Below are 19,429 nucleotides of genomic sequence, written 5' to 3' on the forward strand. Positions count from 1 at the left end.
CCTCTCGGTAGGAATGTGTGAAGTGGCCCACATGTTGCCTGTGCGTTAAGAAGCTGTCTCTCTTCCGCAATCAACGGACGTTGTGGTCGTTGTGGTAGCGACCTAGCGTGTCGGCGTGACAAAGGTGCTGGTGGTGGACGACGACTTCATGGTCGCGAAGCTGCACAGCCGTTATGTGTCGACTGTGGACGGTTTCTCCGTCGTCGGGGTCGCGCACAGCGGCGGTGAGGCGCTGCGCCTCGCCGACCGGCTGCGCCCGGATCTCGTCCTGCTCGACATCTACCTGCCCGACATGGACGGGATCTCCGTCCTGCGCGAGCTGCGCGGGTCGGGTCTCGCGGTCGACGCCCTGTTCATCACGGCGGCGCGGGACGCGGGCATGATCCGCTCGGCGCTGCGCGCGGGGGCGCTGCACTATCTGATCAAGCCGTTCAACCAGGCCGCGCTCCAGGAGCAGCTGCGGCACGTGGCCTCGCTGAGCACGCGCCTGGACGCGCTGGACGAGGCGCGCCAGGAGGACGTGGACCAGATCTTCGGCACCCGCCCGCCGGGCTCGCGCGAACTCCCCAAGGGCCTCGCCGCCCACACGGCGGACCTGGTGGACGGCATCCTGCGGGCCCATCCCGAGGGCCTCTCGGCGACGGAGTGCGCGGAGGCGGGCTCGCTGTCGCGCGTCAGCGCGCGCCGCTATCTGGAGTACTTCGCGGAGACGGGCCGCGCGGAGATCACCCTGCGGTACGGCGGCACGGGGCGCCCGGAGCGGCGCTACCGACGGCTTGCCTGACGGCGGGACGCGCGCCTCAGGCCGCCCGTGCGGACGACGGTGTACGGCTCACGGTCCGGCCCCGTGCGGCCAGCCTCCCCGCGAACTGCGAGGCGTCGAGGACCGCCGCGCCTCCCAGGTCGTTGTTGAAATACGCGTGCACCTCGTCCTCGTCCCGCCAGGTGTCGGCGAGGCGTCCGGCCCAGGAGGTCAGCGCCTGCCGGCCGTAGCGGGGCGGCGGCTGGGCGAGGCCGGCGTGGAACCGTACGTACCCCCAGGACGCGGTCCGCCACAGCGGGGTCACCGGGCGCGACCAGCGGTCCGCCCAGCACAGCGCGCTGTCGTGCCGTTCGAGCACCGTCCGCAGCGCATGCTCCGCCTCCCACCACGACGGGTGCCGGAGTTCGACGGCCACCCGGACGCCGCCGGGGAAGCAGCTCAGGCAGGCGTCCAGTGCGACCACGTCCTCCCTGAACTGGGGCGGCAGCTGGAGCAGGACGGGGCCGAGCCGGTCCCCGAGCGCGGCGGCCCGGTCCATCAGCCGGTGCACCGGCTCCTCCGGATCGTGCAGCCGCTTCAGGTGGGTCAGATAGCGGCTGGCCTTGACCGCCATGACGAAGCCCTCGGGCGTCCGCTCGCGCCAGGACCGGAAGATCTCGCCCGAGGGGAGCCGGTAGAAGGCGTTGTTGTTCTCGACGGTGGCGAAGGACAGGGCGTACTCCTCCAGCCACAGCCGCTGCGGGACCTCGGGCGGGTAGAGGACCCCGCGCCAGTCCCGGTACTGCCACCCCGAGGTTCCGACGAGTACGGGCATGGTCCGATCCACCTTCTCGGGACGGCCGCGTCGCTGTTTCTATCGTGCCGCTTAGAGGCCCCTTAAAGCGACCATAAGGATCGCCTTCACCCCCTTCCCCCGGGCCGTTTCCGGGGGTTCCGGCGGCTAGCTTGCTGGGCGACCCCACACCACCTCGTGAAGGAGTTGTCCCCCCATGGCCTCACGCCGTACGGCCACCGCCGTTCTGACCTTCGGTGTCGCCCCGCTCGCGCTCGCCGGGCTCGCCGCCGCGCCGGCCGTCGCGCACGGGTCGATGACGGATCCGGTGAGCCGGGTCTCGGCCTGTTACGCGGAGGGGCCGGAGAGCCCGAAGTCGGCGGCGTGCAAGGCGGCGGTGGCGGCGAGCGGGGCGCAGGCGTTCTACGACTGGAACGCGGTCAACATCGCCAACGCCGCCGGGAAGCACCGCGAGCTGATCCCGGACGGCAGGCTGTGCAGTGCCGGCAATGACAAGTACCGGGGTCTCGACCTGGCCCGCGGCGACTGGCCGGCCAGCACGCTCGCCGCCGGGAAGCACACCTTCCGTTACAAGGGGACCGCCCCGCACAAGGGGTCCTTCGCGCTGTACGTCACGAAGGACGGCTACGACCCCTCGAAGCCGCTGAAGTGGTCCGACCTGGAGGAGAAGCCGTTCGCGACGGTGACCGACCCGCGGATGGAGAACGGCGACTACGTCTTCGACGGCACCGTGCCGAAGAAGTCCGGCCGCCACCTGATCTACTCGATCTGGCAGCGCTCCGACTCCCCCGAGGCGTTCTACACCTGCTCCGACGTCGTCTTCGGCAAGGACAGCGACGGTACGGCGGCCCCGACGGCGTCCGCGCCGACCGACGAGGAGATCAAGGACGGGGAGGACGAGTCCTCCGTCGAGCACGGCGGGCACGGGGACGACCAGGCCGAGACGGGCGCGAAGGAGACGGCCGCGGCGCCCGCGACGACCTCGGCACCGGCCGCCACGCCCAACGAGCCCGCCGCCGCCGGGGCCGGCTCCGGCGAGAACCTCGCCGAGACCGGGGGCGACGCCACCACCTCGTACGTCGCGATGGGTGGCGCCGCCGTCCTGGCGCTCGGTGCGGCCGTGCTCTTCGGAGCGACCCGGCGCGGCCGCGCCGGCCGCCGCTAGCCTGGCCGGCCTCGCTAGCCGATCACGGACGCGCAGGTGGTCGGGGTCGCATGGGCCGGGTCGAGGGCGTTGACCACCTCGTGGAACGTGACCCGGTCCACCGTCCCGATCGCCACGTGCTCCGAGAGGTCCAGCGCGCACTTGTCCTGGATGACGACGTTGGTGACGTTCGGACCGTCGAGGAATCCGGAGCGGTACGGGGTGACGACCTCGTCGTACTTGGTCGTGATGACCGTGTACGTGACGCCCGGCACCGTGTCCCCGCCCTCGTTGAGCCGAGTGATGAACGGTGAGCCGGCGATCTGGTCGGCGAGGCCCGGGGTGTTCTCGGTGACGAAGTCCTCGACGCCGGGGAAGTGCGGCAGGAGCCTGGTGAGGCCGAGGAGGGTCGTGCCGTGGTTGTCGGGGGCGATCCCGATGAGCGCGCCCACCTTCTCGGCCCCGCCGAGGAACTTCAGGTAGTGGCGCGGCATCATGCCGCCCTGCGAGTGCCCGACGAGGTCGGCCTCGGGGGCGCCGGTGGCCGCGAGGACCTTGTCCACGTAGACGTCGAGTTGTTCGGCGGACTTGTCGACGGGGCCGAGGCCGTGGAAGAAGGGCACGTTCGGCAGCTGGCCGTAGTCGAGCGAGAAGACGCAGTACCCGCGGTTGACCAGGTACGGCGCGAGGCCCAGCCAGTTGTCCCAGGAGTTGCCGAAGGTGCCGTGGACCAGGACGACCGGGCGCGGGTGGGCGGCGGAGGGCTTGCAGGAGAAGTCGTTCCAGCCCCGGCTGGGGGCGGTGTCGGCCTGGGCCGTTGCGGTGGGGGCGAGGGTCGCGGCGGCGGTCAGCAGCAGGACCGAGAGAGCTCTGAGCGCGTGTTTCCAGGGCAGCATCGTGCGATCTCCTTGCGGCTCAAGGGAAATCAAGGACGACGGGGAAGAACGGCAGTAAGCCCTGCGGCCCGGACCACAAGTGGGGATGCTCTGCTTCAGGCCAAGCTACGCACGAGTAGCCATGACTGGGAAGTTACGCGTCGGTAAAAAGTGACTTCTCGTCAATAAGGAGTACCGGCAAGAAGTGCAGGCGAGGTACAGCGGCGAAGTACAGCCGACCGTCAGGCCGCCAGCGAGCCCGGCATGACCGCCCTGGGTCCGAACTTCGCCCGCGCCCGGTCCGCCGCCGCCTCGAGCCGTCGGGCCTTCTCGTCCGCCGGGTCGAAGGTCAGCTGGTGCGCGGCCTCCTCCGCGGGCGCGAGCCCCTCCGCGCGCAGCGCGATCCCCCGCACCCGGGCCCGCTGGAGCCCGAAGGAGCCGTGGATCCCGTACGCGAGGGCGGCCAGCGCCGCCGAGTGCGCGGTCGGCTCGGGCAGCGTTCGGGTACGGGTGGTGGTGGACCGGTCCGCGTACCGCACGGTCACCGTCAGGGAGCGGCACACCTGCCGCTCCGACCGCATCCGGGCGCCCAGCTCCTCGGTGAGCGAGAGCAGCGCCCTGCGCTGGACCGACTGGTCCAACTCGTCGCGTGGGAAGGAGCGTTCAGCGGCCACCGAGCGGGAGGCCGCGTTCGGTACGACCGCGGTACGGTCGATTCCCCGGGCCCGCTCGGCGAGTTCGCGTCCGGCCTTCGCGCCGAGGAGCCGCTGGAGCACGGCGAGCGGCGCGTCCGCGACCCGGCCGATGGAGTCGAGTCCGTACGAGCACAGGGTACGGGCGGTGGTGCGGCCGACCCCGTCGAGCGCGGCGACCGGGCGGTCCCGCAGGAAGCCGGCCGGGTCATCGACGACCAGGGTGGCACCGGGGCGAGCCTCACGGGCGGCCATCCGGGCCAGCATCGGGTTGGGCCCGACCCCGATGACGCAGTCGACGCCGTACAGGGCGAGCGCCCTGACCCGTACCACCGAGGCGAGCTCCGCCGGGGGCCGGCCGAAGTAGCGCAGCGCGCCGCGGACATCGGCGAGCAGGGCGTCGGGCGGGCAGGCCTCGACGACCGGGGTGAACTGACCGAGCAGCCCGACCAGTTGCGGAAGCATCGCCTCCCGCAGGGGCTCGAGGCGGAACCGTACACAGAGGATCATCCCGCGCTCCCCGGACTCTGGTGCCACAGCTTCCTTCCACTGGGAACCCCCTCGCCGGCCGGCTGGAGGTCCGCCCAGGGGTTCATCTCGTACCCCGTGGACATCCTGATCCGTCGGCCGCTGTCCGCCTCACCGGCGGTCTCCGGCCTCTCGGCCAGTCGCGCGCTCACCGCCTCCAGACCGCCGGAGGCACGCAGCTCCACCAGTTCCGCCAGGTTCCAGGCCGCGGACCCGACCACGCTGAGGCTGCGCGGGCCGCGCCGCTGCACCACGCCACGGACGAGCAGCAGCCAGGAGTGGAAGACCGTGTGCGCGCAGGCCTCGTGGGAGTCGTCGAAGAAGGCGAGGTCGACCAGGCCCGTGCCGTCGTCGAGCGTGGAGAAGATGACCCGCTTGCCGGAGCGGATCGGCGGGGTCTGGGTGGCCGCCTTGGCGCCCGCGACCAGGACCGTCTGCCCGTGTGGGGCCTCGCGCAGCCGTTTGGCGGAGACCACGCCGAGTTCGCGCAGGAAGGCGTGATGGTCGGCCATGAGATGGCGCGAGGCGTCCATGCCGAGCACCCCGAGTTCGGCGCTGAGCCGCTCCGACTCGTCGAGGTCGGGCAGGCCGATGGGTGCGGTCTTCCGGCCCTGCGCGAGCGGGAGTTGACCGCCGTAGGAGGCGGCTCCGCGCCGGGTGCGGTGGAGCTCGGTCAAGTGCAGTAGCAGATCGCGCCGGTTGGCACCAAAGGCGTCCAACGCGCCGACCTGCGCGAGCCGTTCGGCAACCGGCTTACGGGGGTGGGCCCGCTCCCAGAAGTCGAGCAGCGAGGCGTACGGCTGTCCGGCCTCGATCCGGGCGCTCTCCGCCTCGCTGATGCCGTGGACGTCGGCGAGGGCGAGCCGCAGACCCCACCGCTCCCCCTTCGACCCGCCGGACACCAGTTCGATTCGGTGAGCGACCCCGGACTTGTTCACATCCAACGGCAGCACCGGCACCCCGCGTCGCCGGGCGTCCGCGAGCAGCAGTCGCTTCGGGTACATCCCCGGGTCGTGGGTGAGCAGCCCGGCGTAGAAGGCCGCCGGGTGGTGCGCCTTGAGCCAGGCCGACTGGTAGGTGGGTACGGCGAAGGCGACCGCGTGCGCCTTGCAGAAGCCGTACGAGCCGAAGGCCTCCACGATCTCCCAGGTGCGGGCGATGACCTCGGGGTCGTACCCGCGTCGCTCGGCCTGCTGGGCGAACCAGACCTTGATCCGGCCCTGCGACTCGGGATGCGAGAGCCCGCGCCGCACCTGGTCGGCCTCACCCCGGCCGCAGCCGGTCATGATCCGTACGATCTCGATGATCTGCTCGTGGAAGACGACGACGCCGTACGTCTCCTTCAGCGGGCCCTCCAGATCCGGGTGCGGGTAGCGGACGGGCGCCCGGCCGTGGCGGGCCTCGATGAACGGGCGGACCATGTCGGCGGCGACCGGTCCCGGCCGGAAGAGCGAGATGTCGACGACGAGGTCGTGGAAGGTGGCGGGCTGGAGCCGGCCGACCAGATCGCGCTGGCCCGGCGACTCGATCTGGAAGCAGCCGAGGGTCTCGGTGGACTGGATGAGCCGGTACGTCTCGGGGTCGGCGGGCGGGATCGCGTCGATGTCCGGGCGGGTGCCGGTGGCGCGCTCCACCTCGGCGACGGCGTGGGCCATCGCGGACTGCATCCGCACGCCGAGGACGTCGAGCTTGAGCAGCCCGAGGTCCTCCACGTCCTCCTTGTCGAACTGGGACATGGGGAACCCCTCGCCGCTGGTGGGCACGACGGGGGTACGGGTGAGCAGCGAGGCGTCCGAGAGCAGGACCCCGCACGGGTGCATGGCGATCCCGCGGGGCAGGCCGTCGAGGCTCTCGACGAGCTCCCAGAGCCTGCCGTACTTCTCCCTCTCCTTGGAGAGTTCGCGCAGCTCGGGCAGTTCGTCGAGGGCGACGCGGGCGTCCCTGGCGCGGATGTGCGGGAACGCCTTGGCGATCCGGTCGATCTCGGCCGGGTCCATGGACAGGGCGGCGCCCACGTCCCGCACCGCGTGGCGGACCCGGTAGGTCTCGGGCATGGCGACGGTGGCGACCCGCTCGGTGCCGAAGCGGCCGATGATCGCGCGGTAGACCTCCAGGCGGCGGGCGGACTCCACGTCGATGTCGATGTCGGGGAGGGCGGTGCGGTTCTTGGACAGGAAGCGCTCCATGAGCAGGCCGTGCTCGACGGGGTCGGCGTGGGCGATGCCGAGGAGGTGGTTGACGAGGGAGCCGGCGCCGGAGCCGCGGGCGGCGACCCGGATCCCCATCTCCTTCACGTCGTCGACGACTTGAGCGACCGTCAGGAAGTAGGTGGCGAAGCCGTGGTGGGCGATGATGTCGAGCTCGCGGTGCATCCGGTCCCAGTAGTCGCGGCGTCGTTCGTACCCGCGCAGCACCATGCCGGCGGCGGCCCGGGAGGCCAGCACGCGCTGGGCGGTGCGGTGTTCGGCGCCGACGAGGTACGGCTCGGGGAAGTGGGCGGAGCCCATGCCGAGGTCGTCCTGGGGGTCGACCAGGCAGTCGGCGGCGACCGCCTGGGTCTGGTCGAGCAGCCGGTACGCGGCGTCCCGGCGGAAGCCCGCGGCCTCGACGATCCGCTCGGCGGCGGCCAGCATGTCGCCGCCGCCCTTGAGCCAGGCCTCACCGCTGTCGAGCTCCTTGCGGGAGTCGACGGGGACGAGCCGGCGGGCGGAGTCGAGGACGTCGGCGACGGGGCCCTGGCCGGGGTCGGCGTAGCGCACGGCATTGGTGAGGACCGGGCGGACGCCGTGCTCGGCGGCGAAGCCGACGGTACGGGCGGCAAGCCGCAGCGAGCCGGGCCCGGTGCCGGAACGGCCGTGGTGGACGGCCTCCAGGCGGAGGGCGTCGCCGTACCGCTCACGCCAGGGCGCGAGGAGCCGGGCGGCCCGGTCGGGGCGGCCGGCGGCGAGCGCCTGCCCGACATCGGAGGCGGGCCCGAGCAGCACGACGAGGCCGTCGCCGTAGTTGTCGTCCCAGGCCAGCAGGGGCGTGCCGCCCCTCATCGAGGCTCCCCCGGACTCCGTCCGGGCCCATCGCGCCGCACCCGCGCTCTCGCCCTCGGCGTGCGCGGCACTGACCATCCGGCAGAGCGCGGCCCAGCCGGCGCGGGAGCGGGCGAGATAGACGGCCCGGCCGGCGGACTCGTCGACAAAGACCCCACCCCGAACGGGCACCCGCCGCACCGATCCCCCGCCAGGCCCAGGCCACCCGCCCCTCTCGACCCTGGCACCCCCATGGGCCCGCAGGCCCTCGGACCCGGCCTGGGCCCGCAGGCCCTCGGACCCGGCGGCCCCATGGCCCCGCAAGCTCTCCGGACCACCCTGGGCCCCGGACAACCCGTGTACACGCAGCCCCTCCGGACCGCCCTGGGCCCGTCCGGCATCCCCGGGCAGGGCAAGCCCGTCCGGAGGCGCGGTCGACCCGGAACCGGCCGGGACCCCGTCCCCCGCACGGGAGCGACCGGCACCCTCGGCCTCCGGGCCGGACAGCCCGGATCCGTCACCGGGACCGGCCACCCCTGCCAGAGGCACGGCCGCCACACAAGGACCGTCGCCGGACTCGGTGTGCACGCTCCGGCCGGCCGTCGGGGGCGGCGGGGCCACCGCCAGGTCCACGCCGAACAGCGGGCGCACGCCCGCCGCCTCGCATGCCTTCGCGAAGCGGATCACGCCCGCGACCGTGTCGCGGTCCGTGAGGGCGAGCGCGTCCATGCCCCGCTCTGCCGCGCGCTCCGCCAGCCGCTCGGGGTGCGAGGCGCCGTAGCGCAGGGAGAAGCCCGATGCGGTGTGCAGGTGCGTGAAGTCCGGCATACACACCTCCCGCATCGATTCGTACGTATGTTCCCACCCTCCTCTTCTTCACCATAGACCATTTCGAACGTCCGTACGATACGACGCGCACGCCTCAGCCATTCGGCCCATCCCACCTGCGCGAATACCCCCCTCCCCGGAGCGTGGGGGCATGACCCTCGTCGATGAACTGAAGAGTGCCGTCACCCCCCGAGCCGCCCTGCTCGTCGTCGGCGTCCTCGCCCTCCAGCTGCTGTTCATCGCCTCGTACGTCGGGGCGCTCCACAACCCGAAACCGACGGACGTCCCCTTCGGCGTGGTCGCGCCCCCACAGGTCTCCGCCCAGCTCGTCGGGCAGCTGGAGAAGCTCCCCGGCGAACCACTCGACCCCCGGACGGTCACGGACGCGGCCGAGGCCCGGAAGCAGATCATGAACCGGGAGATCGACGGCGCCCTCCTGGTGAACCCGGCCGGGAACACCGACACCCTGCTCGTCGCCTCGGGCGGCGGCACCGTGCTGTCCTCCGCCCTGGACACGCTCTTCACCAAGGTCGAGGCCGCCAACCGCCGCACGCTCAGGACCGTCGACGTCGCCCCCGCCTCCCCGCAGGACTTCGACGGTCTCTCCGCCTTCTACCTGGTCGTCGGCTGGTGCGTCGGCGGCTACATCTGCGCCGCGATCCTCGCCATCAGCTCCGGCGCCCGCCCCGCGAACCCGCAGCGCGCGATCATCCGGCTCGGCGCCCTCGCGATCTACGCGATCCTCGGCGGCCTCGGCGGCGCGGTCATCGTCGGCCGGATCCTGGGCGCGCTGCCGGGCAGTGTCGTGGCCCTGTGGGGCCTGGGCGCCCTGGTCGTCTTCGCGGTCGGCGCCGCGACGCTCGCCCTGCAGTCGGTCTTCGGCATCGTGGGCATCGGCCTGGCGATCCTGCTGATCGTGGTCGCCGGCAACCCGAGCGCCGGCGGCGCGTTCCCGCTGCCGATGCTGCCACCGTTCTGGAAGGCGATCGGCCCCGCCCTGCCCCCGGGCGCCGGCACCTGGGCCACGCGCTCGATCGCGTACTTCAAGGGTAATGACGTCACCGTCTCGCTCCTGGTGCTCTCGGCCTGGGCGGTCGCGGGGACCGTGATCACGCTGGTGATGTCCTCGCTGAAGCGCAGGCCCGGCACCGAGCCGATCGCCGAGGACCTCGGCGCCGCGGGCGGAGCCGCCGCGTGAACCCACGGTCCCGCCGGGGCATCCCCGGAGACCTGAACCGGATATTGGATATTGGACATCGGAAACCCCCTGGCCCCCCGGCCGACGGGCCGTTACGTTCGCAGGGCCACCGACCGCCCCCGCACCGACAAGGCCCTCCGTGACTCTCGTTCGCCCCGCCCGTCCCCACGAACTCCCCGCCCTGGTGGAGCACCCCGGCGACACCGAGCGCAACGCCGCCACGCGCGCGTACCTCACCCAGCTCCTCGACAGCGCGTGCACCCGGCTCGAGTGGTGTCTGGTCGCCGAGGACGCCGACGGGCGGCTCACCGGCAGCGTGGTGCTGTGGACCCTACCGAGCCACGAAGTCCCGCTCGCCATCGTGCTGTTCGAGGCACCGGAGGACTCGCCCGACACCGGTTCCGCGCTGCTCGACGCCGCGGCCGCCAAGGCCCGGGAGCTGGGCGCGACGGAGCTGGAGCATGTCGTCGACTCCCCTGCCCAGGCCCCGCAGTTCCAGCGGAACCCGGAGCGCCGGGGCGAGCTGCTGCGCGCGTCCGGATACGAAGTGGTCCGCGACGGACGGCGGTTCAGCCTCCAGGCCCCCACCGCCGGTGAACTGCCTGCCGACGACCCCCGTTTGACCTTCCGCTCGCTCGCCGAGCTCGGCCCCGAGCCCTTCGTCGCCGTTCTGGCGGAGCTGCTCGCGGACACCGCGGACGCCCGGCTCGCGGCCGACGTACGGCAGCACGGCGCGCACCGCGCGGCCGAGCTGCTCTTCGAGGAGACGGCCGAGCTGAAGCACGAGCCGGAGTGGTGGGAGCTCGGCTACGACGCGGACGGCACCGTCGCCGTGATCAGCCTCCCCGCCGAGAGCCCCAGCGTTCCGGTGATCGGTTTCGTCGGTGTCGCGCCCGGCCACCGCGGCAAGGGGTACGCCACGTCGGTCGTGATCCGGGGCACGAGGGTCCTGGTGGCCGCCGGCGCCACGGAGATCCGCGGGGACTGCGACGCGGCCAACGTGGCAATGGCCAAGGCCTTCGAACGGGCCGGTTACGTGAACTTCGCCGACCGACTGGAGTTCGCCCGCCCCCTCTGAGACCACGCACGGACCCCCAGGACCACGAGTCCATGCGTTCGGTCCCCCGGCCGTGTCACGGCCGGGGGACCGAATGCCGTTCGGATCATGGTGCTACGGGACGCCGCCCGCGTTTAGTACACGCTGACCCCGTACGCGCTCAGCGCCTCGGTGACCGGCTGGAAGAAGGTCGTACCGCCGGTGGTGCAGTTGCCGCTGCCGCCGGAGGTGAGGCCGATGGCGCGGCTGCCGGAGTAGAGCGGGCCGCCGGAGTCGCCGGGCTCGGCGCACACGTTGGTGCGGATCATGCCGTAGACGATGTCGCCGCCGCCGTAGTTGACCGTGGCGTTGAGCCCGGTCACGGAGCCGCTGTGGGTGCCGGTGGTGGAGCCGCGCCGGGTCACCGACATGCCGACCGTGGCGTTGGCGGCGCTCGTGATGTCCACGCTGCCGACCGCGCCGGGCTTGGAGACGGAGCTGTTGGTGTACCGGACGATGCCGTAGTCGTTGTTCGGGAAGCTGGAGCCCGACGTGGAGCCGAGGACGGTCGTGCGGCCGGAGTTGGAGTACCAGGTGCCCGCGCCGTCGGTGCAGTGACCGGCGGTCAGGAAGTAGTAGGCGCCCGCGCTGTCACGGACGTTGAAGCCCAGCGAGCAGCGCCAGCTGGACGCGTAGATCGCGTCGCCGCCGGAGATCAGCTTGTTGAACGTGCCGGGGGTGCGCTCGATGCGGATCGCCCCGGCGTTCGCGCCGGCCTGGCGCTTGATCTTGGCGATCTCCGCCTGCGACACGGTGGAGTCGGCGGTGACGACCAGGGTGTTGGTGGCCTGGTCGACGTGCCAGGCGGTACCGGCCACGTCGGCGGTCAGGACGGCGTCGCCGGCGGCGGAGAGCTGCGACGCGCTGAAGGTCTGCGCCGTGTCGGCGTTCGCGGCGGGGACCGCGACGGCCGCGGCGGCCGCGAGGCCGGTGGCGACGGCGAGCAGACGGATGGTTCTGGTGGGGGTGGTGCGCTTGATCCTCACTTCTCGTTCCTCCGGTGGGGAATCGGGGGCCCGTCGTGGGGTGGCGGACCCGTGAGGCGCGGCCAGGGGCCGGCGCTGTGGGGGAGTCTCGGGCCGCCCGGGTCGGCTCCGCAAGGGCTTGTTTTCGGCCGTTCGATGCTCAACTACCGGGCGACCCAAGGGTGTTGACCGCGCGAATCAGTACAGACCGACCCGGTACTTGGCGAGGGCCTCGGGCACCGGCTGGTAGAACGTCGTGCCGCCGCTGGAGCAGTTGCCGCTGCCGCCGGAGGTGAGGCCGAGGGCCTTGGTGCCGTCGTAGAGCGCGCCGCCGGAGTCGCCGGGCTCGGCGCAGACGTTGGTCTGGATCATGCCGCGCACAGTGCCGCCGCCGGAGTAGTGGACCGTGACGTTCAGGCCGGTGACGGTGCCGCTGCGGGTGCCGGTCGTGGAGCCGGAGCGCTTGACGGGCTCGCCGACGTAGGCGTCGGCGGCGGTGAAGCCGCCGGGGTGGGCGAGCGAGGTGTTGTCGTAGCGGACCAGCGCGTAGTCGTTGCCCGGGAAGCTGGACCCGATGGTGGGGCCGATCAGCGTGGACTGGGCCGAGTTGGCGTACCAGGTCTTGACCACGTTGCCGCAGTGACCGGCGGTGAGGAAGTAGTACGTGCCGCCGCTGACCACGTTGAAGCCGAGCGAACAGCGGTAGCCGCTGCCGTAGATGGCGTCACCGGGTCCGAGCAGAGGCTTGAACACGCCAGGGGTCCGCTCGACATCGATGGATCCGGCGTCGGCGCCCGCGGTCCGGCGGATCGTGGCGATCTCGGCGTCGGAGACGGTGGAGTCGGCGGTGACGACGACCCGGCCGGCGGCCCGGTCGACGTACCAGGCGGTGCCGCCGACATCGGCCTTCAGGACGGCGGCGTCGGCACGGGCGAGCTGGGCGGCCCCGGCCGGTCCGGGGACGGGGGCGGGGACGGGGGCCGCCTGGGCGCCGGGCAGGGCGAGGGTGGTGGCGGCCACCAGGCCCGCGGCGACGGCGAGCAGTCGGGTGCGCTTGATCCTCACGTGTCTCACAGAGTCTCCTCGTGGGAAAGCGGAGGGGCCCGTGGATGCGGGCCCGTGAGGCGCCTGTCAGGATGGCGTGTCCCTGACATGCACCGGCTGAGATAGTGGCCCCGCACGGCCGCACGCACAAGGGCGCACACCGAAGAGGCGCCCGCGCGCCGCGCCCGCACGGCCGCCGACGCCCCTCGCCGTACCCCTCGGTCCCCCGCGAGGAAGACCTGGTCAGTCCTCGACCAGCCGTCGCTCCCCGGCCGGCACGGCGGTGTCGAGCGTGTTCCCCGGCGGCGGGAACGGGCAGATGAAGTGGTCGACGAAGGCGCACGGCGGCAGCAGCGCGCGATTGAAGTCGACCGTCACCGAGCCGTCCGCCGCCGGCGCGGCGGGACGCAGGAAGCGGAACCGGTAGCTGTCGCGGCCGCTGGTGGCGTCGGCGAAGACCGCCCACAGCGTGCCGTCGTCCTCCACCGCGACCTGAAGGGTGTGCTCGACACCCCGGAGCTCGAAGGACAGCTCGCCCGCGAGCCCGAGCCCGCGCTCCTTCCCGTCCGCGTTCTCCACCCGGACGTGCCGGGGCTCCTCGTACGTCCGGAAGGTGCCGGGCACCACCCAGCGCTCGTCGTACGGGGTCGCCTCGATGCCCCGGAAGGCGCGGCGCGCCGCGGACTCGGGGTCGAAGTCCCGTACCGCCCACAGCCCTTCGCGGCGCATCACGACGAGCCGTCGCCCGGCAGACTCGACCCGGGACTCGTGGATCGGGGCATGGTCGGCGGTGAGCCGGACGCTGCCGATCAGGGGCTTGCCGTCGACGGTGACGGCGTCCTCGGCGCCCGCCGTCAGAACCACCTCGTCGCCGTCGTCCAGCCACCGCCCGGGAACGTCCGGAATTCGACCCTCCGGGTAGTCGGAGAGCCAGTACGTGCCGGTGAGGGAGAGCGGGCCGTACGACGAGGAGACCGCGGCCGTGCGCTGCTCGTGCCAGTGCTGCCAGTCCTGCTGTGGATCCGTGCTCATGGTGTTCAACCTTTCCACACGGCTTCGGGAAGCCCCGGCCGCGACGCCCGGTCAGGGACCGGGCGCCGACGGATCGTCAGCAGCCGTCGCAGGGGCAGCAGCAGTCACAGGCGTTGCCGTCACAGTTGCAGTCACAGTCCCGGCAGCAGCCCTCGCGCTTCTTCCGGGACCACGGGCCCTCGTACTCCTTCGCGCAGCAGATCTGGCAGGTGCAGAACAGCCAGGTGAACGCGGCGCATCCGCCCAGAAAGGAGCGCGGCTTGGGCTTCGGGGGCTCGCCGCCGCCGAACTGTGGCGGCAACCCACCAGGCCCACCGGGGCCACCAGGGCCACCAGTACCGCCCCCATAGTGATTGCCGCCGCCGTACGGGTTGTGAGAGCCGTACGGCCCGGGAGCCCCGCCGCCATACGGCCCGCCCTGCGCCGGCTGCCCCGGCTGGTACGGACCCGGCTGGTACGGACCCGGCTGGTACGGGCCCGGTTGATACGGCCCCGGCTGGTGCGCCGCCCCGAGGGCAGCCGCCCCGTGCGTGCAGCTCGTCGTACCGAAGGCGCGGTCCACGGACGTCCGGAGTTCGTGCGCGAGCAGCACGTGCACCAGCCGGCCGTTCACGAACTCCGCGTCCCGCAGCGCGAGGCGGATCCCGTGGAGCGCGTCGTCCGCGAGCCGGCGGGCCTCGGCGAGCGAGGTGCCCGTGGCCGTGAGCGGGTTCCACGCACCCGAGGCGGCGTCCGCCTCCCGGTCCTCCACGGCGTCCAGCAGATGCGCGAGCCGCCCGAAGAGCCGACCCGCCTCGGCGAGCGGCTCGACGTTCCCGGGCCGGCCCGCGAGCACGGCGGTGTGCGCGAAGGCCGCGGCCGTCGCCGTCTCGGTCGGTTCGGTCACGGCGAGGAGCGGGGTGCCGGGCCCGGCGAGCGTCTCGATCCCGGTCTGCCGGTCCACGGCGTCCAAGAGGACGGCGGTGTCGAAGCCGAGCGAGCGCCCGGTCCGCGCACCCGCCCGGTCCCAGGACCTGGCGACCCGGCGCGCCGCCGCGGCGACCGGCCGGCGCGCCAACAGGCCGTCCCGGTCGGCGACGTGGTCCCGTACCTTCGCCGAGGCCAGGACCAGCGACACCGCCGCCGCGAGCCGCGCGCCCTCGCCCTGGGCGACCGGCGCGGTCCGCATCCCGCGCAGCGGGCAGGGACCGGCGGTGCGCCGTCCGCCCTCGGCCAGGCCGGTCTGAGCCTCCGTCAGAACCGAGACGATGAGCCCGTCGTAGTTGGTGACCACCCGGGCGAACTGCCCGTGGTCGGCCCGAAGTGCCAGGCAGAGGCCGCAGAGATGGGCCATCCACTCGACCTTGAGCCCTTCGGTGAGCCGATGCGTGCAGGGCCTGACTATTCCGAACAAGAGACTCCCCCGTGAGTCGCGCAGAGGTGCGGCGGCGGTGCGACGGGCATCGTATCGAGCCGGCTCGTTCACCCGTACGCTCCGACCGTCACCCTTCTGGACCGACTTTCATATTTAAGTTGCACAGCCCCTGCGGAACCCCCGTCAGGCCCCGTATAGCGCAAGTTTCCTGACGAATCGCCAGAAACCAGACCGCACGTTCTGCACCAGTACCGTCACGAAACCCGCGCGCGCCGACTATCCACTTGGCGCGCGATCCGCATCATGGACGACGATAGGGATTGCGGAACCACAAGTGACCGCGCTGAAAGGAGGCGTCCATGGGATCGGTGCGCAAGGCGAGTGCCTGGCTGGGACTCGTCGAGGACAACGACGAGCGTTACTACGACGACGAGTACGCCGAGGGTGCCGAGAGCGGCGACGCCTGGGTGACGGACCCCCGGGTCCGGGTGGCGTCCGACACGGCGCACGAGCAGGGCCGCCGGATCGCGACCGTCTCCCCGGACGGGTTCCGGGACGCCCGGGGCATCGGCGAGCTCTTCCGGGACGGCGTCCCGGTCATCGTGAACCTCACGGCCATGGAGCCCTCCGACGCCAAGCGCGTGGTGGACTTCGCCGCCGGTCTCGCCTTCGGTCTGCGCGGCTCGATCGAGCGGGTGGCGACGCGGGTCTTCCTGCTGACCCCCGCCGACACCCAGATCATCAGCGGAGACTCCGCCGGGCGTGCGCAGGACGGTTTCTTCAACCAGAGCTGAGCAAGGCTGCTCGCCGACCGCCGACCGCCGACCGGTTCGATGGGAAGGCGTCAGGACCGGTGAGCGCCTTGCCCCGCCCGATCCGGTTCCCCGGCCCGATCCGGTCGCCCAGCACGATCCGGGTGCCCGGCACCATCCAATGACACCGGCTCGCGCGTGGCGGGCAGCCGCACCTTGACGCTCGGCCGGCCGGCATCCGCCGCCTCGATCAGATCCTCCGGATCCACCGTGCACTCCATGACACGCGGCAGCCGCAGCGCCATCAGCGCCCCGAGCAGCAGCAGACCCGCGCTGACGAAGAGGGTCACGTGCAGGCCGACCACGAAGGCGTGCCGCGCCGCGTGATACAGCGCAGGGCCGGCCGTGCCGCCGAGCCGGTCGGCGATCTGGTAGGCCTCGCCGAGCGAGTTCGCGGCGGCCCGGCTCGCGGCGGCCGGCACTCCGGGGACGGCGGCCAGGCCGGGGGCGTACGCCGCGTTCATCACGCTGCCGAGCAGTGCGATGCCGATGCCCGCGCCGAGCTGGTACGAGGTCTCGCCGATGGCCGCCGCGCCGCCCGCGCTCTCCGGCGGGGCCTCGCTGAGCATCGACTCGTACGCGGAGAACAGGGTGGTCTGGAGCCCGAAGCCGAGCAGCACGAAGCCGCAGGTGAGCAGGAGCGGGCGGTCGTGCTGGCCCATCAGGACGAGCAGCAGCACGGCGGCGGCGGTCAGGACGAAGCCCCAGCCGACCATCCGGCGCGGTCCGATCCGGCGCAGGGTGTACGAGCCGGTGGCACCGGCCGCCATGGCGGCGAAGGTGAGCGGCAGGAGCCGCAGCCCGGTCTCCAGGGGGCTGAGCCCGAGGACGAGCTGGAGGTACTGGACGGCGATCAGCTCCAGGCCGACCAGGGCCAGCATGGCGAGCACGATGCAGCCGACGGAGGTGGTGAAGGCGGCTCGGGAGAACAGCCGCATGTCGATCAGCGGGTGCGCCCGGCGCTTCTGCCTCCGTACGAAGAGGATCAGCAGGGCCGCGCCGAGGAGCAGCGGTCCGCAGGTCGCGGGCGCGAGGAGGTTCTCGCCGGCGCCGAGCCGCTTCACGCCGAGGACCACGCCGAGCACTCCGGCCGCGGCCATCAGCGCGCCGATGACGTCCCAGGGTCCGTCGCCGCGGCCTTTGGACTCGGGCAGCAGCCACCGGCCGAGGGGCAGGATGAGCGCCATCAGCGGGATGTTGATCAGGAAGACCGAGCCCCACCAGTAGTGCTCGACCAGGAAGCCGCCGAGCACAGGACCGGTGGCGGCGCCGACCGCGGCGACCGCCGTCCAGATGCCGATGGCGGTGGCCCGCTCGCGCCGGTCGGGGAAGACCGCCCGGAGGATCGAGAGGGTGGCGGGCATGATCATCGCGCCGCCGACGCCGAGGAGGGCGCGGGCGCCGATCAGTACCTCGGGGGCGGTGGCGAGGGCGGCGACCGCGGAGGCGACGCCGAACAGCGCGTAGCCGAGGAGGAGCACCCGGCGTCTGCCGACCCGGTCACCGAGCGTGCCGAAGAGGATCAGCAGCGAGGCGCAGATCAGCGGGTAGGCGTCGACGATCCACAGCAGCGCGGTGGAGCTGGGCCGCAGGTCCTCGGTGAGGGAGGGGACGGCGACGTGGAGCACGGTGGCGTCCAGCGCGACCAGCAGCAGGCTGACGCAGAGGACGAAGAGGACGACCCAGCGGTTGGTTCCGCCGCCGGCGGCGCGGAGCCGTGCTCCGGCCGTGATCGTCCGCTGCATGTACGTACCTCCCAGGTGAAGCCCTCGCACTCGGCGGGCGCCGGCCGGGGTTCGGATCCTCGGGGCGGCCCGGCATCGACGGGCGAGTGAGCCGTCAGCGTACGCGAGTTCAAGGCCCGAGCGCGTGGTGCAGCTCTCACCCCGGCGGGCCGCCGCGTGTGGCGTACGCCACTCCGCCCACCCCGCGCGCCGCATGGAATTCCACCCGTACAAGCGTTTGGGGAATTTCCGTGGCGTACAAACAGGCTTCCGGAAAGTCACCCGCGGGCAATAGGCACAAGGTCATCGGATTCTCTGACGGACGCCAGGAATAAACACCCGACTGAGACCTACTCCACATCACATCGTCATCACGAAGAGACCGGATCGACCAAGGTCGACACTCACTCCCTGTAACGTCCATTGCGTGCGTACCGACATCTTTGCCCGGCTGGACCGGGAGCCGGAACCGCCGAAGATAGAGGTCCCGCGGATGACCCGCACGCGTCTCGCCCTCTTCGGCGGGACGCTGGCGTTCTATCTCGCCATCGTCGTGGCCGTGCTGCTCTCGACGTGGCTGGTGACTCTCGACTGGAAGATCATGCTCTTCCGGCCCTATCAGCAGTGGCCGGATCTGCACGCCTTCCTCGACTACTACGTCGTCCTCGGCCAGCGCGGCCCGACGGCCGTGATGGTGGCGGCATGGCTGGGCTGGCGCTCCTGGCGCCAGCACACCCTGCGGCCGCTGCTCACCCTCGGCGCGGCGCTGCTCCTGCTCAATGTCACGGTCGGCGCGGTCAAGCTCGGACTCGGCCGTCTCGGTCCCCACTACGCGACGCAGATCGGCTCAGCCGAGCTCTTCGCGGGCGGCGATATATTTCCGTCCGGCCATACCGCAAACGCGGTCGTGACCTGGGGCATCCTGGCCTATCTGGCGACCACTCCGCGGGCCCGGCGCTATCTGTCGGCGCTCTCCGCCGTGGTCGCGCTCGGCGTCGGACTGACCACCGTCTACATCGGTACGCACTGGCTGAGCGACGTGCTGCTCGGCTGGGCCGCGGGGCTGCTCATCCTGCTGGCGCTGCCCTGGTGCGAGCCGCTGATCAGCCGCGTGGAGGCCGCGGTCCTCAGCGCCCGCGACCGGCTGCGCGAGCAGCTGCGGGCCCGCCGCCGGCTGGTTCCGTCGCTGCCCGTCGCGACCGGTGGGCCGCGCCCGGCGATGTATCCGCAGCGTCCGACGGTGGCCGAGGAGCCGGTCCGGGAGACCGTCGGCGCCCGGAGCGGGCGGTCCGGTGCCGCGCAGGGCCGTCTCGCGCCGCCGCTCGCCACGCAGCGGGCGCACGCGGCCCACGCGGGACACGCCGGGCACGCCCCGCGCTCGGACTGGATGCCGGTCACCCCGGCCGGCAGCCGCCGCCCGCCGCACTCGCGGCCGCTCACGGGCGGCTGACCGCGCACGACCGTGGGGGGGGGGGGGGGGGGGGGGGGGGGGGGGGGGGGGGGGGGGGGGGGGGGGGGGGGAGGGGGAAGAGGGAGGGGGGGGGGGGGGGGGGGGGGCGGG

The 19,429-nt window shown here is 72.5% G+C and carries 15 protein-coding genes; 6 read left to right on the forward strand and 9 right to left on the reverse strand.

Going from position 1 to position 19,429, the window contains the following annotated elements; translation table 11 throughout:
* Positions 1 to 115 precede the first annotated feature (115 nt).
* Complete coding sequence (locus ACZ4VI_RS11000) at positions 116 to 784, forward strand: response regulator (RefSeq protein WP_467998697.1); 669 nt, start codon at positions 116 to 118, stop codon at positions 782 to 784.
* Between the two features lie 16 nt (positions 785 to 800).
* Here the strand turns inward: ACZ4VI_RS11000 and ACZ4VI_RS11005 are convergent, their stop codons facing one another.
* Positions 801 to 1,577: a DUF72 domain-containing protein gene (locus ACZ4VI_RS11005; protein WP_467998699.1), complete on the reverse strand. Its 777-nt coding sequence runs from the start codon at positions 1,575 to 1,577 to the stop codon at positions 801 to 803.
* A 175-nt stretch (positions 1,578 to 1,752) separates the two neighbouring features.
* Between ACZ4VI_RS11005 and ACZ4VI_RS11010 the strand changes: the two genes are divergently transcribed.
* Positions 1,753 to 2,721, forward strand: coding sequence for a lytic polysaccharide monooxygenase auxiliary activity family 9 protein (locus ACZ4VI_RS11010; RefSeq protein WP_467998701.1), 969 nt, complete (start codon positions 1,753 to 1,755; stop codon positions 2,719 to 2,721).
* A gap of 14 nt (positions 2,722 to 2,735) precedes the next feature.
* Here the strand turns inward: ACZ4VI_RS11010 and ACZ4VI_RS11015 are convergent, their stop codons facing one another.
* The 3 genes from ACZ4VI_RS11015 to dnaE form a co-directional block, all read right to left on the reverse strand.
* Positions 2,736 to 3,596, reverse strand: a complete 861-nt coding sequence (locus ACZ4VI_RS11015) for an esterase/lipase family protein (RefSeq protein ID WP_467998703.1) — start codon at positions 3,594 to 3,596, stop codon at positions 2,736 to 2,738.
* Positions 3,597 to 3,817: 221 nt separating this feature from the next.
* Complete coding sequence (locus ACZ4VI_RS11020) at positions 3,818 to 4,777, reverse strand: DNA polymerase Y family protein (RefSeq protein WP_467998705.1); 960 nt, start codon at positions 4,775 to 4,777, stop codon at positions 3,818 to 3,820.
* Positions 4,774 to 8,643: a DNA polymerase III subunit alpha gene (gene dnaE / locus ACZ4VI_RS11025; RefSeq protein ID WP_467998707.1), complete on the reverse strand. Its 3,870-nt coding sequence runs from the start codon at positions 8,641 to 8,643 to the stop codon at positions 4,774 to 4,776. Before dnaE ends, ACZ4VI_RS11020 begins: the two co-directional genes overlap by 4 nt.
* A gap of 151 nt (positions 8,644 to 8,794) precedes the next feature.
* Here dnaE and ACZ4VI_RS11030 point away from each other — a divergent pair, with 151 nt between their 5' ends.
* Both ACZ4VI_RS11030 and ACZ4VI_RS11035 read left to right on the forward strand, forming a co-directional pair.
* Positions 8,795 to 9,841: a DUF3533 domain-containing protein gene (locus ACZ4VI_RS11030; RefSeq protein WP_467998709.1), complete on the forward strand. Its 1,047-nt coding sequence runs from the start codon at positions 8,795 to 8,797 to the stop codon at positions 9,839 to 9,841.
* A 139-nt stretch (positions 9,842 to 9,980) separates the two neighbouring features.
* Entirely contained in the window at positions 9,981 to 10,919 is a 939-nt protein-coding gene (locus tag ACZ4VI_RS11035) for a GNAT family N-acetyltransferase (protein WP_467998711.1), read from the forward strand.
* Between the two features lie 113 nt (positions 10,920 to 11,032).
* Here ACZ4VI_RS11035 and ACZ4VI_RS11040 read toward each other — a convergent pair whose 3' ends face one another.
* The 4 genes from ACZ4VI_RS11040 to ACZ4VI_RS11055 all read right to left on the reverse strand — a co-directional run bounded on the left by ACZ4VI_RS11040 (position 11,033) and on the right by ACZ4VI_RS11055 (position 15,371).
* Complete coding sequence (locus tag ACZ4VI_RS11040; protein WP_467998715.1) at positions 11,033 to 11,923, reverse strand: S1 family peptidase; 891 nt, start codon at positions 11,921 to 11,923, stop codon at positions 11,033 to 11,035.
* Positions 11,924 to 12,100: 177 nt separating this feature from the next.
* A complete protein-coding gene (locus ACZ4VI_RS11045) occupies positions 12,101 to 12,967 on the reverse strand; it encodes a S1 family peptidase (protein WP_467998843.1) in 867 nt (288 codons plus the stop codon).
* A 222-nt stretch (positions 12,968 to 13,189) separates the two neighbouring features.
* Positions 13,190 to 13,978 (reverse strand): DUF1684 domain-containing protein, encoded by a 789-nt coding sequence (locus ACZ4VI_RS11050; protein ID WP_467998717.1) that lies wholly within the window; start codon positions 13,976 to 13,978, stop codon positions 13,190 to 13,192.
* Positions 13,979 to 14,054: 76 nt separating this feature from the next.
* Positions 14,055 to 15,371 carry a DUF5685 family protein gene (locus ACZ4VI_RS11055; RefSeq protein ID WP_467998719.1) on the reverse strand — a complete coding sequence of 439 codons (1,317 nt, stop codon included), beginning with the start codon at positions 15,369 to 15,371 and terminating at the stop codon, positions 14,055 to 14,057.
* Between the two features lie 320 nt (positions 15,372 to 15,691).
* Between ACZ4VI_RS11055 and ACZ4VI_RS11060 the strand changes: the two genes are divergently transcribed.
* Positions 15,692 to 16,126 (forward strand): cell division protein SepF, encoded by a 435-nt coding sequence (locus ACZ4VI_RS11060; RefSeq protein WP_467998721.1) that lies wholly within the window; start codon positions 15,692 to 15,694, stop codon positions 16,124 to 16,126.
* Positions 16,127 to 16,176: 50 nt separating this feature from the next.
* On the opposite strand, the gene ACZ4VI_RS11065 is transcribed toward ACZ4VI_RS11060, so the two are convergent.
* On the reverse strand, positions 16,177 to 17,889 hold the full coding sequence (locus ACZ4VI_RS11065; protein WP_467998723.1) for an MFS transporter: 1,713 nt from the start codon (positions 17,887 to 17,889) through the stop codon (positions 16,177 to 16,179).
* Between the two features lie 406 nt (positions 17,890 to 18,295).
* Between ACZ4VI_RS11065 and ACZ4VI_RS11070 the strand changes: the two genes are divergently transcribed.
* Entirely contained in the window at positions 18,296 to 19,318 is a 1,023-nt protein-coding gene (locus ACZ4VI_RS11070; RefSeq protein WP_467998725.1) for a phosphatase PAP2 family protein, read from the forward strand.
* Positions 19,319 to 19,429: the final 111 nt, after the last annotated feature.

It is taken from the genome of Streptomyces sp. NPDC029169, assembly GCF_055563935.1.

Excerpts from the sequence above, each read along its gene's own strand:
- ACZ4VI_RS11005 (WP_467998699.1), bottom strand. The coding sequence starts at position 1,577 with ATGCCCGTACTCGTCGGAACCTCGGGGTGGCAGTACCGGGACTGGCGC.
- ACZ4VI_RS11010 (WP_467998701.1), top strand. The coding sequence starts at position 1,753 with ATGGCCTCACGCCGTACGGCCACCGCCGTTCTGACCTTCGGTGTCGCC.
- ACZ4VI_RS11015 (WP_467998703.1), bottom strand. The coding sequence starts at position 3,596 with ATGCTGCCCTGGAAACACGCGCTCAGAGCTCTCTCGGTCCTGCTGCTG.
- ACZ4VI_RS11020 (WP_467998705.1), bottom strand. The coding sequence starts at position 4,777 with ATGATCCTCTGTGTACGGTTCCGCCTCGAGCCCCTGCGGGAGGCGATG.
- dnaE (WP_467998707.1), bottom strand. The coding sequence starts at position 8,643 with ATGCCGGACTTCACGCACCTGCACACCGCATCGGGCTTCTCCCTGCGC.
- ACZ4VI_RS11030 (WP_467998709.1), top strand. The coding sequence starts at position 8,795 with ATGACCCTCGTCGATGAACTGAAGAGTGCCGTCACCCCCCGAGCCGCC.
- ACZ4VI_RS11050 (WP_467998717.1), bottom strand. The coding sequence starts at position 13,978 with ATGAGCACGGATCCACAGCAGGACTGGCAGCACTGGCACGAGCAGCGC.
- ACZ4VI_RS11060 (WP_467998721.1), top strand. The coding sequence starts at position 15,692 with ATGGGATCGGTGCGCAAGGCGAGTGCCTGGCTGGGACTCGTCGAGGAC.
- ACZ4VI_RS11065 (WP_467998723.1), bottom strand. The coding sequence starts at position 17,889 with ATGCAGCGGACGATCACGGCCGGAGCACGGCTCCGCGCCGCCGGCGGC.